Below are 15,550 nucleotides of genomic sequence, written 5' to 3' on the forward strand. Positions count from 1 at the left end.
CTCAGTAACCGCCGAGCCACGGGCCCAACATGGGCAGCGGCAGGCCGAGCCCCTTGATGAACACGGCCCAGGAGAACGCGACCATGATGAAGGATGACAGGAGCGCGGTCGTCAGCTTGAAGCGCCGGCTCGCCATCGTCGAGAGGAACACCGCCAACCCCATGGAGGGGCCAAGGCCGAGCGGGCGGATGCCGAGGCCGAACACCACAACGGCGAGCGTGACCAGCCCCAGCGGTACCCACGGCCAGTGCCAGAAGCCGATCTTCTGCGTCTCGTCCTGCGCCTCCACCGGGCGAAGCGTGAGGCCGGAGAGCAGAACGATGATGCCGAGAAAACCCAGCAGTCCCGCAAGGATCATCGGGAAATAGCCCGGCCCCATGCGGATGGCGCGCCCCATGGGAAGTTCCATGGCCTGCCAGGCGAAGAAGGCCGCCAGGAAAACGATCAGCAGGCCGCTCGCGACCTCCTTCGGATTTTTGACAAAGCGCGTCATGGCACCTTTTCCGCCGCCGGGACGTGAAACGCCGGCCCGCGCGCGCAGGGCGACGGACCGGCGGGAGGAGGGAAAAGGCTCAGTCGGCGAACACGCCGGCCTGCTCGATCACCGGCTTCCACTTGGCGACTTCCGCCTCAAGGAACTTCTGGTGCACGTCAGGCGTGGCACGCTCCAGCGCCACCGGCTCCGTGCCGAGATCGGCGAAGCGGGAAATCACCTTGGGGTCCTGCAGCGCGGCGACGAGGGCGGCGTTCAGCTTGTCGATTTCGGCCTTGGGCGTGCCCTTGGGCGCGTACATGCCGTGCCACACCGCCACCTCGAAGCCGGGCAGGCCGGCGGAGTCGAGGGTCGGGATGTCCGGCAGCGACTTAACCGGGGTCTTGGTGGTGACGCCATAGGCCTTCACCTTGCCGGCCTTGATCTGGCCGGTGGTGTTTGTGGTCTGGTCGCACAGCAGGTCGATCTGCCCGCCGACGAGGTCGTTCATGGCCGGACCCGTGCCCTGATAGGGAACGGTCGTCATCTGCGTGCCCAGCGCCGACATGAACAGCATGCCGCACAGATGCGAGGCGGAACCGACACCGGCATTGCCGTAGATCACCGCGTCCTTGTTCGCCTTCACATAGGCGATCAGCTCGGCCGCGTCCTTGGGCTCCAGCGCCGATTTGCCGATGACCGTCATCGGCACGTCGGTGACGAGGCCCACCTCCTCGAAATCGGTCAGCACATTATAGGGCAGCTTGCGGTACAGCGTGGCGGAGGTCGCCTGGCCGATATGGTGGAGAAGAACCGTGTAGCCGTCGGGGGTGGCCTTCGCCACCTGCCCGGCGCCGCGCGTGCCGCCGGCACCGCCGACATTTTCCACCACGACCTGCTGGCCAAGGGTGCGCGACATCGATTCGGCGATGAGGCGCGCCACCGTGTCGGTGGGGCCGCCGGCCGCGAACGGCACGACCATCGTTACCGGACGGTTCGGGAAATCCTGCGCCTTCGCCGCCGACAGCGGCAGGGCGGCGAGCGTCAGCGCCGCCAGAGCGGCGGCGGCCCCCTTGAAATTCGTCATGCGTCCCTCCCGAGACTTATTGATCAGGTTTGATGTAACCAGCGCCCGTATCGCGAGCGCCATTTTATCGGGCGCTAAGGCCACCACCCGCGCAACCCAGCGTCAAGTATCTCTTTGGCCTAGAAACCTTTCGGGCATAAAAACTCTTCGCTCCCGAGAACGCTTCGACCCGGAAAACTCTTCGCAGATGCGAAATGCCGGCGTCGGGGACACCGCGCGTGTCGCCGCTCTAGGAAGCCGCGCCGCGACGTTCCATATTCCGTGCATGATTCAGCAGCCGCCACCCCTCGTCGTCGAAATCGCCTGGCAGGAGCCCTGGCAGGCTGCGCGCCGCCTAGGCCGTGGCGAGGGTGCGGCCGTGCCGGGGCTGACCTTTCTCGACAGCGCGATGCGCCATCCCGTGCTGGGGCGCTGGTCCTATCTCATGGCCGAGCCCTTCGGCCGCTTCCGCGTGGAAGCGGGCGTGCCGCGCTGGAACGGCGAGCGCGAGGCCGGCGCCCCGCTGGAGGCCTTGCGGACGCGGCTGAAGACCTACGCGCAACCGCGCCTGCCGGGCGAGGCCGCCTTCCAGGCCGGCGCGGCGGGCTATATCGCCTATGAGGCCGGCCGCCTGTTCGACCGCTTCCCCACCGCGCAGCCCGAGCCCGGCGAGGGGCCGGAGGTCGATCTCGGCTTCTACGACCTCGTCGTCGCCTTCGATGTCGTGGCGGAACGCGCCTTCCTCATCTCCACCGGCTGGCCGGAGAGCGACCCCGCCCTCCGCGCCCGCCGCGCCCGCGAGAGGCTGGAGCAGGCCAGCGCGCGGCTTGCCCTGCCCGAAGCGCCGCTCGGCGCCCCGGTGCTGGCCCGGGAATGGCGCTCCAATTTCGACGCCGAGAGCTACCGCCGCGCGGTGGCACGGGTGATCGACTACATCCGCGCCGGCGACATCTTCCAGGCCAATTTCACCCAGCGTTTCGCGGCGGAGGTGGGCGAAGTCGACCCCCTCGCCTTCTATGACCAGTTGCGCCGCGCCAACCCGGCGACCTTCGCCGCGCTGATCGTCAACGAGGACCGGATCATCGCCTCCTCCTCGCCCGAGCGCTTCGTGAAGCTCGACGGCGCGGAGGTCGAGACGCGCCCGATCAAGGGCACCGTGCCGCGCTCGGTGGAGCCGACGCTCGATGCCTTTCGCGGCCGGGCGCTGACCACCAGCGAGAAGGACCGAGCCGAGAACGTGATGATCGTCGACCTGCTGCGCAACGATCTCTCGCGCGTGTGCCGGCCCGGTTCGGTGAAGGTGCCGCGCCTGTGCGGGCTGGAGACCTACGCCAATGTCCACCACCTCGTCTCGGTTGTCACCGGCACGCTGCAGGAGGGCCGTGACGGGCTGGACCTGATGGCCGCCTCGTTCCCCGGCGGCTCGATCACCGGCGCGCCGAAGATCCGCGCCATGGAGATCATCCGCGAACTGGAGGGACGGCCGCGCGGGGTCTATTGCGGCTCGATCGGCTATATCGGCTTCGACGGCACGATGGATTTCAACATCGCCATCCGCACCGTGACGGTGGAAGGCGGCCGCGCGAGCTTCGGCGTCGGCGGCGGCATCACCACGCTCTCCGACCCCGCCGCCGAGCATGCCGAGAGCTTGACCAAGGCCGAGCGGCTGTTTCGCGCCTTCATGCCGGAGGCGCTTTCGTGATCCTACTCATCGACAATTACGACAGCTTCGTCTTCAACGTCGCGCGCTACCTCACCGAGCTGGGCGCGCAGGTGGAAGTGGCCCGCAACGACGCAGTGGACATCGCGTCCATCGAGGCGCGCGCACCCGAGGCGCTGGTGATTTCGCCCGGCCCCTGCTCGCCCGATGAGGCGGGAATCTCGCTGGAGGCGGTGCGCGCGCTGTCGGGCAAGCTGCCTATTCTCGGCATCTGCCTCGGGCACCAGTGCATCGGCCAGGCGTTTGGCGGGCGGGTGGTGCGGGCGAGAGAGCCGATGCACGGGCGCGCCTCGCAGCTGCGCCATGCCGGCTCCGACGTGTTCGCCGGCCTGCCCTCGCCCTTCCCCGCCGGGCGCTACCATTCGCTGGCGGTGGAACTGGACGACGCCTCGCCCCTCATCGCCACCGCCTGGAGCGAGGATGGCGAGATCATGGGCCTCGCCCATCGCAGCCACCCGACTTACGGCGTGCAGTTCCACCCGGAATCGGTGCTGACCCCGCAGGGCTACGAGCTGATGGCGAATTTTCTGGCGCTGGCGCGAGAAGCCTCCTCTCTCCATCAGGGAGCCCGATGGGGCGAGGGGGCGCCCGCTCACCCCATCGCCACCTCCCCTCACCCGACGCTGCGCGCCGACCTCTACCCCACGGGGAATGGTAACGGCGGCACCGTGCGATGACCTCGATCAGCAGCGAGGATCGCGGCTTCACCCTCGGCGACGGCGTGTTCGATACGGCGCTGGCGCTGGGAGGCGTCGTTTTCGCCCGCGACCGCCATGTCGCGCGGCTGGTGGCGGCGGCGCAGCGGATCGGCATCACGATCGAGGCCACGGCCATCGAGGCCGCGATGGAGGCCGCCCTCACCCCGTCGCCCTTGATCCTGCGGACCACTGTGACGCGGGGAACCGCCGCGCGCGGCCTGTGGCCGGCGAGTTCCGGCGCGCCGACCCTCATCGTCGCCACAACGCCCTGGAGCCCTTCCCTGCTCGGACAGCCGGCGCGGCTCATCACGGCGAGCGGCCGGCGCAACGAGTTCTCGCCCACCTCCAATCTCAAGACGCTGGGCTATCTCGACCACATCCTTGCCGCACGAGAGGCGGCGCTGGCGGGAGTGGACGACACGCTGATCCTCAACACGCAGGGGCGCGTCGCCTGCACCACCATCGCCAATATGTTCGCGCTGATCGCCGGGCGGCTGATCACCCCCTCGCTGGCCGAGGGCTGCCTGCCGGGCATCATGCGCGCGCTGGTGATTGAGGCCGCGCCACGGCTCGGGCTCAGCGTGGAGGAGCGCCCGCTGGCGCCGCAGGCTCTGGCCGGTGCGGACGCGGTGTTCCTCACCAATTCGGTGCGCTTCCTGCGGCCGGTGCGCTCGCTGGATGGCGTTTTACTCGGGGACGGCGGCGATATCGTCCGCAAGTTGCAGGACATCGTACGGAACGGCCTGGACGACTTAAGATAACGCCCCACGTCAACTTAACCCTAGGCGAGTTCCGGCCGGATGCTTGCGAACAAGCTGTCATCATATTTTTGACGCGATCTATCACGCTCGAAAATCCACCTTGCTGAAAGGGTGGGCCGCTGCCGGATTATTTGCAACCTTCGGCCCACAACGGCGTTAAAGACCACTGCAAAGCCGCCGGAGGTGCCCATGCTTCGCCTGAATCGCCCACTACTTGTCGCCGGACTTGGCGCGAGCCTTCTTGCGGGCGTCGCCACGCTCCCCGCAACCGCGCAGAACGCCCCGATGCAGCTGGCACAGGCCGGCCCGCAGGGTGGCGGCGCGACGATGGACGTCGATCTGTTCTACGACCAGCTCGGCCAGTTCGGCACATGGGTGGCGCATCCCGAGTACCAGTATGTGTTCATCCCGTCCGATGTCGGCCCCGGTTGGCGGCCCTATCAGGAAGGGCGCTGGGTGTGGACGGACGCCTATGGCTGGTACTGGGAATCCTTCGAGCCGTTCGGCTGGGCGACCTATCATTACGGACGCTGGGGCTATGATCCCGCCTATGGCTGGTTCTGGGTGCCGGGCGACACCTGGGCACCGGCCTGGGTGACGTGGCGCCGCGGCGGCGGCAAGACCGGCTGGGCGCCCATCGCCCCGGACCGGCCCGGCTACGCCGTCGGTCGGCCCGACCACTATGCCGCGCCGGTGGCGGAGAGCTGGGTGTTCGTCGAGGATCGCTACATCGCCGAGGAGAACCTGGCGGTGCATGTCGCGCCGATCCCGGAGATCAACGTGTATCTCGAGGCGGCTCCCGACATCTATGAGCCGAGCTGGGACGACGGCTACTACGTTAATCGCGGCTTCGGCACCGACGTCTATGCCGCTCCCATCCGCGAGCGCCTCGTCACCCGCGAGGTCTATTATGTCGAACGGCGCGACGACGTGTTCTATGATCCGCGCAGCAGCGCGCTGGGCATCTTCGCCCCGCGCCTCGACTTTGGCGACCGGCGCGGGCCGCCGCCGCGCTATGTCCGCGAGATCGAGCCCGATCGCCGCCCGCTGATCCGCCAATATGTGCGCGAGGATCGCGACGTGCCGGGCTTTCTCGCCCCCTCCGTGGCGCTGCTAAACCTGTTGCAGCCGGACCGCCGGCGCGAACTGCGCGACCAGCGCTTCGGAAATCCCGACCGCTACCGCCGCGAGGTCCGCGACCTCCAGCGCGACCGGGCGGACGGGCTGCGCGACGAGCGCCGGCAGGCCGAGGCCCGCGCCGACGCCTTCCAGCGGGCGCAGCGCGAGGCGCTGGAGAAGCGCCGCCAGAACTTCGAGAAAATGCAGGCCGAACAGCGCCAGCGGGCCGAGCGGGCGCAGAAGGCGCGTCCCGCCGGCTTCGCACCGGGCGGCGTTCCGGGTCGCCCAGGCGGGCCGGACGCGCGCCCCGCAGGCCCGGATGCGAGGCCGGGTGCGCCGGGCACGCGCTCCGATGCGCGGCCAGGAGTGACCGATCAGCGCCCCGGTGGCCCCGATGCGCGGCCGGGAACGCCGGGCACGCGCCCCGGGACTCCGGGCCAGCGGCCGGACGCGGCGGGCGGCACGCCGGCACGGCCGGGCCCCTCGCAGGGGCAGGCGGGCGACGGTCCCTCGACGCCTCGCGCGCCCGACAAGCCTCGCACGGGGGCTGAGGAGCGCCAGCGCGAACAGCAGGAGCAGCAACGCGCGAAGCAACAGCAGAACCAGCAGGAGCGCCAGCAGAATCAGAACGCCCAGCAGGAACAGCAGCGCGCCAAGCAGCAGCAGAACCAGCAGGAGCGGCAGCAGAAGCAGAACGCCCAGCAGGAACAGCAGCGCGCAAAGCAGCAGCAGAACCAGCAGGAGCGCCAGCAGAAGCAGAACGCCCAGCAGGAGCAGCAGCGCGCCAAGCAGCAGCAAAATCAGCAGAACCGGCAGCAGAAGCAGAACGCCCAGCAGGAACAGCAGCGCGCAAAGCAGCAGCAAAACCAGCAGAACCGCCAGCAGAAGCAGAACGCCCAGCAGGAACAGCAGCGCGCCAAGCAGCAGCAGCGTCAGGAGCAGGTGCAGCAGCGTCAGCAGAAGCCGCAGCAGGCGCCCGGTCAACCGCGCCCGCCGGGTGGCGGCAAGTCGGGCGGCCAGCCCCCGGGCCAGCCTCCCGTCCCGCCTGGCGCCCAGTGAGCCACTTCCGAACCAAAAAGAGCCCCGGCATTGCCGGGGCTCTCGTTGTTCATGGGTGTCTCGCGTTGGCTGAAACGGTTATTCCGCCGCCGGCTGGGCCTGCGCGTTCAGGCTGCCGCGCTTGGTCGCCAGCTTGTTGAGCGCGATGATGTAGGCCTGCGCCGAAGCGACCAGCGTGTCGGGGTCGGAACCGCGCCCGGTCACGGCCTTGTCGCCATCCTCCAGCCGCACCGACACTTCCGCCTGTGCGTCCGTGCCCTCGGTGACGGCGTGGACCTGGTAGAGCGCCAGCTTGGCGGAATGCGGCATGATCGCCTGAATGCAGTTGAAGGTGGCGTCCACCGGGCCATTCCCGGCCGATTCCTCGGTGATGACGACGCCATCCACTTCCATCTTCATGGTGGCGCGCTGAGGGCCATGTGTGCCGGCGATGACCGTCAGCGACACCAGCTTCACGCGGTCATGCGCAGCGGCGATCTCGTGATCGACCAGCGCCTCGATGTCCTCGTCATAGACCACCTTCTTGCGGTCGGCGAGTTCCTTGAAGCGGCTGAATGCATCGTTCAGCGCGTTCTCGCCCAGCTCGTAACCCAGCGCCTTCAGCTTGTCGCGGAACGCGGCGCGGCCGGAATGCTTGCCCATCACCAGCGAGGTCTTGGACACGCCGACACTGTCGGGGGTCATGATCTCGTAAGTGGTGTTGTTCTTCAGCATGCCGTCCTGGTGGATGCCGCTCTCATGGGCGAAGGCGTTCCGGCCGACGATGGCCTTGTTGTACTGCACCGGGAAGGAGGTGACGGCCGAGACCAGCTTGGAGGCGCGCGTCAGCATGGTCGCCTCGATGCCGGTGGCATAGGGCAGCACGTCGCCACGGGTGCGGATGGCCATCACCACTTCTTCCAGCGCGGCATTGCCGGCGCGCTCGCCGAGGCCGTTGATCGTGCACTCGATCTGCCGCGCCCCCCCGGCCAGCGCCGCCAGCGAATTGGCGACCGCGAGGCCCAGATCGTCATGGCAATGGGCGGAGAACACGATCTGCTCGCCATTGGGCACCCGGTCGAGGATATGGGCGCGCACCTGTCGGAACATCGCCTCATATTCGGACGGGGTGGCGTAGCCCACCGTATCGGGCAGGTTGATGGTGGTGGCGCCCGCCTTCACCGCCGTTTCCACGCAGCGCTGGAGATAGTCGATTGGCGTGCGGGTGGCGTCCATCGCCGACCATTCGACATCGTCGACGAGGTTGCGCGCCTGCGCCACCGTGCCGGTGATGATGTCGATCACCTGGTCCTGCGTCTTGCGCATCTGGTGCTCCAGATGGATCGGCGAGGTCGAGACGAAGGTGTGGATGCGCGGGCGACGCGCGCCCTTCACCGCTTCGCCGGCGCGGGCGATGTCGACGGGAATGGCGCGGGCGAGGCCCGCGACCACCGCCTTTTTCGTGCGGCGGGCAATCTCGGCGACACTCTCGAAATCGCCGTTGGAGGCAATGGGAAAGCCGGCCTCGATCACGTCGACGCCCATCGTGTCGAGGAGATCGGCGACCTGCAGCTTCTCTTCCAGCGTCATCGAGGCGCCGGGGCACTGCTCGCCGTCGCGCAGGGTGGTGTCGAAGATGACGACGCGGTCATGGGGGATGGACATGGCGTTTTCCATGGGGACTTCCTTCTCGGCTCCGGCGCCGGGAGCCGCGGGGCTCTGGGTCCCTCAAGGCATCGTCCGGTGCAAATCTGACGGTTCGGCTTCTGGTGGAGGCGTCATCCCCTGAGCGCCCAGGCGTCAAGCCCGGCCGGCCCTCAGGGGCGGCTAAGAAGAAGGAGCCCGGACGCAAGCAGAGCCTTCCCCGGAAACCGCAGCGCGGTCGGGGTCGCGGAAGAACGGCGGGCGGACGACAGCGTCACGGCTCGGCTCTCGCGAGGTTGCTCTGGAGCACGACGTGTAGCCGAGCGCGGGAGAAACGGCAAGGGCGGGGGCAAAGGGACCCCGGGGGCGTCCGTGCGGAGGCCGCCGGGAAGTGACGTCATGGCCGGGCCGGGACCGGGCACTTCACGACTGCGGGCGGGGGGGCGGCCTCCCGTCAGGCGTGGAAGGCCGGGGCGAGCCCGGCCATGACGCTTCTCCCGGTCACGCCCGGACGGGACGGTCTTGCCGACCGCGCCCCAGCGTGACGAGGAAGCACGAAATTCAATGCCCGCCTTCGACCTTGTGCGTCGGGCGGCGCAGCAGGGGGGCGGCGAAGAACAGGGCGACGAACAGCACGGTGAGGACGAGGAACACGTCCGAGAACGCCATCACCTGCGCCTGCACCCGCACCTGCGCCGTCATCAGCTTCAGCGCCACGGTGCCGGCATCCGAGCCCATGGCGCCGAGCGCCTGCGTCATCGTCTCCAGCCGCTCGACGGCGGCCGCATTCGCCCAATCCACATTCTCGTGCAGCCGGGCGAGGTGCAGGTCCCAGCGCCCGTTCAGCACGGTGTTGATGAGGGCGAGCCCGACCGCGCCGCCGAGATTGCGCATCAGGTTGAACAGGCCCGAGGCGTTCTTGAGCTGGTCCGGCGGGAGGGTACCGAGCGAGATGTTATTGATCGGGATCATCGCCATCATGATGCCCACGCCGCGCAAAATCTGCGGCACCAGCAGTTCCCAGAAGTCCCAGTCCTGGGTCAGGCCCGTGACCTGCCAGGTGCCGAGGGCGAAGGCGCCGAAGCCGAAGGCGATCATGATGCGCGGGTCGACCTTGCCCATCAGCCGCCCGGCAATGGGCGCGCACAGGAACATGGCGAGGCCGGAGACGAACATGGTCTCGCCGATCATCAGCGCCGAATAGCCCCGCACCTGGGCGAGATAGAGCGGATAGAGATAGGTCAGCCCGTAGAGCCCGATGCCGACCACGAAGCTGAAGGCCGAACCGACGGCGAAGTTCCGGTTGGCGAAGGCGCGCAGATCCACCACCGGCTCGCGCGCCATGAAGACACGGGCGAAGAACGCCACCGCCGACACCGCGCAGAGGATCGCGAACAGCACGATCCAATGGTCCTCGAACCAGTCATTGGTCGGCCCCTCCTCCAGCACGAATTCGAGACTGCCGAGGAAGCCGGCCATGAACAGCAGGCCCCACCAGTCGAACCGGTCGAGCAAAGCGAGGTCCGGCTCGTCGAAATCCACCAGCGTCACCGTGGTGACGACGACGAAGATGCCGGGGATGATGTTGACGAGAAACAGCCAGTGCCAGGAGAACAGGTCGGTGAGATAGCCGCCGATGGTGGGGCCGATGGTCGGCGCCAGCGTCGCCACCAGGCCGATCAGCGGGGCGACAACGCCCTGCTTCTCGCGCGGGAACACCGAATAGGCGGCCGCGAACACGGTGGGGATCATGCCCCCGCCAAGAAAGCCCTGCAGCGCGCGGTAGACGATCATCTCGTTGATCGAGGTCGCCGTGGCGCACATGAAGCTCATGACGGTGAAGCCCACCGCCGAGGCGGCGAACAGCCAGCGCGTGGAGAGGGCGCGGGACAGGAAGCCCGACAGCGGGATCATCACCACCTCGGCGATGAGGTAGCTGGTCTGCACCCATGAAATCTCGTCGGAAGAGGCGGCAAGGCCCGCCTGGATTTCCGACAGCGAGGCCGAGACGATCTGGATGTCCAGGATCGCCATGAACATGCCGAACACCATGCACAGGAAGGCGAACATCCGCCGTCCCTCGGACGAGGCCGCGCGCGGCGGCGCCCCCGGCCCGGCGCCTGCCGTGGCTGATGTGTCGGACATGGCAGCCTCCTCAGGCGCCGTCGCGCGTGTCGACGGTGGCGACCACCGACATGCCCGGCCGCAGTTCCGCCTTGGCGCGGGTGGCTTCGTCGAGCTCGATCCGCACCGGGACGCGCTGCACGATCTTGGTGAAGTTGCCGGTGGCGTTCTCCGGCGGCAGCAGGCTGAACACCGAGCCCGACGCTGGCGCGAGGCTGACCACACGGCCGTGGAAGGTCTCGTCGGGATAGGCGTCGACCTCGATATTCACCTTCTGCCCCGCATGCAGCTGACCGAGCTGGGTCTCCTTGAAATTGGCATCGACATAGACCTGTGACAGAGGCACCAGCGCGACGAGCCGCGTGCCGGACTGCACCAGCTGCCCAACCTGCACCGCGCGGTTGCCCACGACGCCGTCAAAGGGCGCCCGCACGAGGGTGAAGTCGAGGTCGCGCTGGGCCTGGTCGCGCGCCGTCTTCAGCTCGTCGAGCGTGCGCGTCGCCTCGGTGCGCTGGGCGGCGAGGACGGTGACGTTGGCCTGCGCCGAGGCGATGGCGGCCGCGCCGGCGTCCACGGCGGCCTTCGCCTTGTCGCGATCGGCGCGGGCATTCTCCAGCGTGGCGCGGCTGGAAAACTGCTCCTTCATGAGTTCGCTCTGGCGGGCAAGTTCGAGCTCGGCCCGCTGAAGCTCAGCCTGGACGGAGACGAGCTGCGCCCTCGCCTGGTCGACCTCCGCCCGCGACGCCGCCATCTGGTCGCCATAACGCTCGATCGTGGCCTGCTGGGTGGCGATCTTGTCCTGCGCCGCCTGCAGGTCGAGCCGGTAGTCGCCATCGTCGATGCGGGCGATGACGTCGCCGGCCTTCACGCTCTGGTTGGTCTCGGCGTCGAGCGCGACGATGTGACCGGCGACCCGCGCGGCGAGAATCGAGGTGTCGGCGCCGACATAGGCGTCATCGGTGGAAACGAGGAAGCGCCCCACCTGCCACCAGTCGAGCCCGTAATAGGCCCCTCCCGCCAGCGCGGCGAGAAGGATCGCGCCGAACACCAGCTTCCTGCGCGAGCGCCGGGGTGGCGGGGCTTGCGGGGCGGTCGTCCCGGCAGGCGCCGAAATGGCCGGCACGGCCTCGGCGGGCTCTGGCGCCGGCCTGCGGGCAGTGATCGGGATGGGCTCGCCAGCCCCCGTACGTCCGGTCTCGACAACCGGCGCCGGCTTGATGTCCGCTTGCGCCATCTCCGCCTCCGCAGCTCTACTAAACCGTCTAGTTCAATCCTGTTCTTTACATATCAAACTAAACAGTTTAGTCAAGAGCTTTGACAAGCCCGCCACAAGCGCCCTATCAGGGCATCGAGGGGTGGCCATGACCATGATCGACACGGAAACCGTTGCGGTGGCGCCGCGCGCCGAGCCTGAATCCGCCAAGCGCCGCGACATCATTGACGGGGCGCGGAAGGTCTTTTTTGAAAAGGGCTTCGACGGCGCCAGCATGGACGAGGTGGCAAGGGCCGCCAGCGTCTCGAAAGCGACGATCTACGTTTATTTCGGCAGCAAGGAAGAGTTGTTCGAGGCGCTGGTGCTCAATGACCGCGCCCGCTCGGCCGAGCATCTTTTCGTGGTCGATCCCTCGATCGACGATGTGGCCAGCCTGCTACACCGGATCGGCCTGTCCTTCATGACCATGATGGTGCAGCCCGACCATATCCGGCTGGTCCGCATGGTCATCGCCATCGCCGAGAAATTCCCGAGGGTCGGTCGCGCCTTCTTCGATGCCGGCCCCTGTCATGGCGGCCAGCGGCTCGCCGGCCTATTGCGCCGTCAGGCCGACCTCGGACGGCTCCAAATCGACGACGAACTCGCCGCGGCCTACGAATTCCTGAACCTGTGCCAGAGCAACAGCGTCAAGGGACTGCTCTTCGGCGTCGGCGCGCAACCTACGCCAGCGCAGATCGAGGAAACGGTCGAACGTGCCGTGCGGGTTTTCCTCGCCTTTTACGGCACGCCTTCCACCCGCTGAGGCAGGAGCGGACGGCTCCTAGCTGCGGCGCGGGTGCGCTTCCATGATCTCGCGCAGCGCCTTGAGCAGCGGCTCGCTCTCATAGGGCTTCGGCAGCACCGGCACCCCCTCGCAGCCCGCCGGGATCATTGAGCGGTCGCCATAGCCGGTGGCGAAGATGAAGGGCACGCCGAGCCTCTGCAGTTCCTGCGCCACGGGGGCCGACGTGCCGGCGCCGAGATTGACGTCCAGCACCGCCACGTCGGGCGTGAATTCCTGCAGCCGGCGCAGCGCCTCGGCGGCGGTGGGCGCCGTCACCACGTTCTCGATCCCGGCATCGGAGAACATCATCTCGACATCCATGGCGATGAGCATCTGGTCCTCGACCAGCAGCACGCTGAGTTCCGCCAGCGGACGGGCCGGCTGGTCGGCTTGCGGGGCCGCCCCGCCGTCGCCCCCCTCGCCTTCCGCGGCCGCCGACACATGGCGCGCCGGCAGCCGGAAATGCGCGACCAGCCCGCCGGGCGCGAACTCCATCGAGCTGCTGCCGCCGAGATCATAGGGCACGCTGCGCTCGATCAGCACCATGCCGAAGCCGCGCCTGCCCGTGGTGGCGACCTCGGGCCCGCCGGCCTCGCGCCATTCGACCTCGCAATCGCCGTTCGCCAGCATGGCCCAGTTTACCGACAGCCGGCCGCCGCGGCGCGAGAGGGCGCCGTATTTGGCGGCGTTGGTGGAGAGTTCATGCAGCACCAGCGCCATGACGGAGAAGGCGCGCGCGTCGAGCCAGACCGGCGGTCCGGCCTGCGTCACCTGCTCCTCCGCGCCGCCATAGGGCGAGAGTTCGGCCCGCAGAAGATCGCCGAGGGCACCGCCGCCGGCGCCGCGCACCACCTGGTCATGGGCGATGGCCAGCGCCTGCACCCGGCCGCGCAGGCTGTCGACATAGTCCTGCGTGCTGCGCCCATCCTGCAGCGAATGCTCGACCAGCGACTTGATCACCGCGAGGATGTTCTTCACCCGGTGGTTCAGTTCCTCGTTGAGCAGGCGCTGGCGGGTATCGGCCTTGCCGCGCTCGTCGGCCATCAGCTCATTGTGGCGCAGCACGATTTCCACCAGCGTCGAGCGGGCCGCCTCGGCGATCTCCCGGTCGCCGTCGGTCCACGGGCTTGCCGTGCCGCTGACCGTCTCCTTCCAGATGGCGAAGCTCTTGCGCGGCGTCAGCCGGTCGCCCAGCGGCCCGACCTCGTAGGTCTTCTCCGGCCGGCCGGCCCAGTCGAGCGTGTGCACGATCTCTTTGCGGAAGAAGAACAGGTAGTCGCGCGGCAGCTGCGACAAGGGCAGTGCCAGCACGCCGGAAGCGTCCGCGCAGAAGGCTTCCGCGCGCGGCCATTCCCGAGAAAGTTCATGGGTGGCCCACACCTTGCCGCTGGCCTTGTCGCCAATGAAATTCGCCAGGCCCGGAATGTCCGCCGCCGGCGGCACCGCGCCCTGCGCGCTCCATTGGCCGCCAAGCCAGAGGCCGATGCCGTCGCAGGGCATCAGCTTGGCGAAGTCGGTCAGGTTGGCACGCAGCAGTTCGCCGATATTCTCGTCCTGCGAGGCGAGGCGCAGTACGCGGTCCAGCGCCCGCCGTGCGGTCGTGGCGACGTCGAGCGTGCGCTTCTGCTTCAGCGCCTGCAGATGCAGCGCAAAAAAGGCGCCGAACATTTCCGCCGCCACGCGTTCCGACATCGGCAGCACGCGCGGCGAGTAGTGATGGCAGGCTACCAGACCCCAGAGCTGGCCGTCGACGATGACGGAAATCGACATGGAGGCCGCCACCCCCATATTGCGCAGATATTCCAGATGGATCGGCGACACCGAGCGCAGATGCGCGAAGGAAAGGTCCAGCGGGTCTTCGAGCGGGGTTTCCTCCGGCACAAGCGCGCAGCGCTCGCCATTGGCGTCGCCGATGACGCGGACGATGTTGCGGACATACAGGCTGCGCGCCTGCTGGGGAATGTCGCTGGCCGGGAACCACTGGTGGAGGAAGCTCTCCAGGTCCTCGCGCCGGTCCTCGCTGACCACCTGCCCGGCACCGTCATGGGCGAACTGGTAGATCATGACGCGGTCATAGCCGAGCAAACTGCGGATCAGCCGCGTCGAGTGCTTGAGCAGCTTGTCGGCATCCTTCTCGCCGCGCACATGGGCGAACATCGAACGCGCGAGGTCGAGCGCCGGCCCATCCTCGGCGGCGGCGGCCTCGAACTCCACGATGCCGACCCCCTTGAATACATGAGCCGAAACATCGAACCGCTCGCCGGAAGGCAGCTCGACGCCGAAAAGCAAAGCCGGCGAGGCGGGATCCGAGCCGCGCGCCAGCGCCCCGCGGATGCGCCCTGCGGCCTGCGCACCGAGCAGCTCGGCAAGGTCCCGGCCGAGGATGGCCTCGGGCAGGCCGAGCATGTCCGGTGCGTTACTGGAATGGCGCTGAACGCTCCCGCCCTGCGGGTCGCAGGCGATCAGGCAGCCATGGCACTGTACGCTGCCGGGCACATGGATCGGCTCGCGATCGCAGTTGCTGAGATCGACCCGTTCACCGCCCGACATGGAACGCTCCCCACTTTGCAGAGGCGACCGAACTTCCGGCCCCGGCTGCAAGTCGCTGCCCGGGAGTGCCGATGAGGAATCGTATCGCAAGGCATTCCTGGCTGAGGCGGCAAAGCCGCTGGCGCGGCGGCGGGCAACACAAGGCGCGATGCATAGGGAGAACTTTTCAGCTTTCAGTCGCGGACCGTAGCTACGATGAACGCCAGTCCCCACGCCGGGTTCCCAATTTTACCTATCTGCACCGCCCCCAGACGACACCAGCCTTCAAATGCCGCAACTCGCGCAGCACTCATCGCACGTTCGGCAATGGTCCTCTGCGGAC

Annotated in this window: 10 protein-coding genes and 1 pseudogene; 5 read left to right on the top strand and 6 right to left on the bottom strand. The window is 68.1% G+C overall.

Features of this window, described 5'->3' with window-relative positions; genetic code table 11:
* Window position 1: 1 nt before the first annotated feature.
* Together EV667_RS13650 and EV667_RS13655 are read right to left on the bottom strand one after the other, a co-directional pair.
* On the bottom strand, window positions 2–493 hold the full coding sequence (locus EV667_RS13650; protein ID WP_131835863.1) for a tripartite tricarboxylate transporter TctB family protein: 492 nt from the start codon (window positions 491–493) through the stop codon (window positions 2–4).
* Between the two features lie 79 nt (window positions 494–572).
* Window positions 573–1,559, bottom strand: coding sequence for a tripartite tricarboxylate transporter substrate binding protein BugD (locus tag EV667_RS13655; RefSeq protein ID WP_131835864.1), 987 nt, complete (start codon window positions 1,557–1,559; stop codon window positions 573–575).
* Window positions 1,560–1,824: 265 nt separating this feature from the next.
* Here EV667_RS13655 and pabB point away from each other — a divergent pair, with 265 nt between their 5' ends.
* The 4 genes and pseudogenes from pabB (at window position 1,825) to EV667_RS13675 (ending at window position 6,895) form a co-directional block, all read left to right on the top strand.
* Window positions 1,825–3,240, top strand: coding sequence for an aminodeoxychorismate synthase component I (pabB, locus tag EV667_RS13660; protein WP_131835865.1), 1,416 nt, complete (start codon window positions 1,825–1,827; stop codon window positions 3,238–3,240).
* Window positions 3,237–3,806, top strand: a pseudogene (locus tag EV667_RS13665) (anthranilate synthase component II); the annotation flags it as partial. The gene pabB and the pseudogene EV667_RS13665, both read left to right, overlap by 4 nt.
* 125 nt (window positions 3,807–3,931) lie before the next feature.
* Entirely contained in the window at window positions 3,932–4,717 is a 786-nt protein-coding gene (locus EV667_RS13670; protein WP_131835866.1) for an aminotransferase class IV, read from the top strand.
* A 189-nt stretch (window positions 4,718–4,906) separates the two neighbouring features.
* The gene (locus tag EV667_RS13675) at window positions 4,907–6,895 is read left to right on the top strand and encodes a DUF6600 domain-containing protein (RefSeq protein ID WP_131835867.1); all 1,989 of its coding nucleotides are present in this window, start codon (window positions 4,907–4,909) and stop codon (window positions 6,893–6,895) included.
* A 78-nt stretch (window positions 6,896–6,973) separates the two neighbouring features.
* Here EV667_RS13675 and EV667_RS13680 read toward each other — a convergent pair whose 3' ends face one another.
* The 3 genes from EV667_RS13680 to EV667_RS13690 all read right to left on the bottom strand — a co-directional run bounded on the left by EV667_RS13680 (window position 6,974) and on the right by EV667_RS13690 (window position 11,876).
* Window positions 6,974–8,539, bottom strand: a complete 1,566-nt coding sequence (locus tag EV667_RS13680; protein WP_131836348.1) for a 2-isopropylmalate synthase — start codon at window positions 8,537–8,539, stop codon at window positions 6,974–6,976.
* 540 nt (window positions 8,540–9,079) lie between these two features.
* On the bottom strand, window positions 9,080–10,663 hold the full coding sequence (locus EV667_RS13685; protein ID WP_131835868.1) for a DHA2 family efflux MFS transporter permease subunit: 1,584 nt from the start codon (window positions 10,661–10,663) through the stop codon (window positions 9,080–9,082).
* 10 nt (window positions 10,664–10,673) lie between these two features.
* Entirely contained in the window at window positions 10,674–11,876 is a 1,203-nt protein-coding gene (locus tag EV667_RS13690; protein WP_131835869.1) for an HlyD family secretion protein, read from the bottom strand.
* Window positions 11,877–12,003: 127 nt separating this feature from the next.
* On the opposite strand from EV667_RS13690, the gene EV667_RS13695 reads away from it, so the two are divergent.
* Window positions 12,004–12,657 (top strand): TetR/AcrR family transcriptional regulator, encoded by a 654-nt coding sequence (locus EV667_RS13695; protein ID WP_131835870.1) that lies wholly within the window; start codon window positions 12,004–12,006, stop codon window positions 12,655–12,657.
* An 18-nt stretch (window positions 12,658–12,675) separates the two neighbouring features.
* Here EV667_RS13695 and EV667_RS13700 read toward each other — a convergent pair whose 3' ends face one another.
* Window positions 12,676–15,228 (bottom strand): HWE histidine kinase domain-containing protein, encoded by a 2,553-nt coding sequence (locus EV667_RS13700; protein WP_131835871.1) that lies wholly within the window; start codon window positions 15,226–15,228, stop codon window positions 12,676–12,678.
* Window positions 15,229–15,550: the final 322 nt, after the last annotated feature.

Source organism: Ancylobacter aquaticus, from assembly GCF_004339465.1.
Taxonomy (GTDB): Bacteria; Pseudomonadota; Alphaproteobacteria; order Rhizobiales; family Xanthobacteraceae; genus Ancylobacter; species Ancylobacter aquaticus.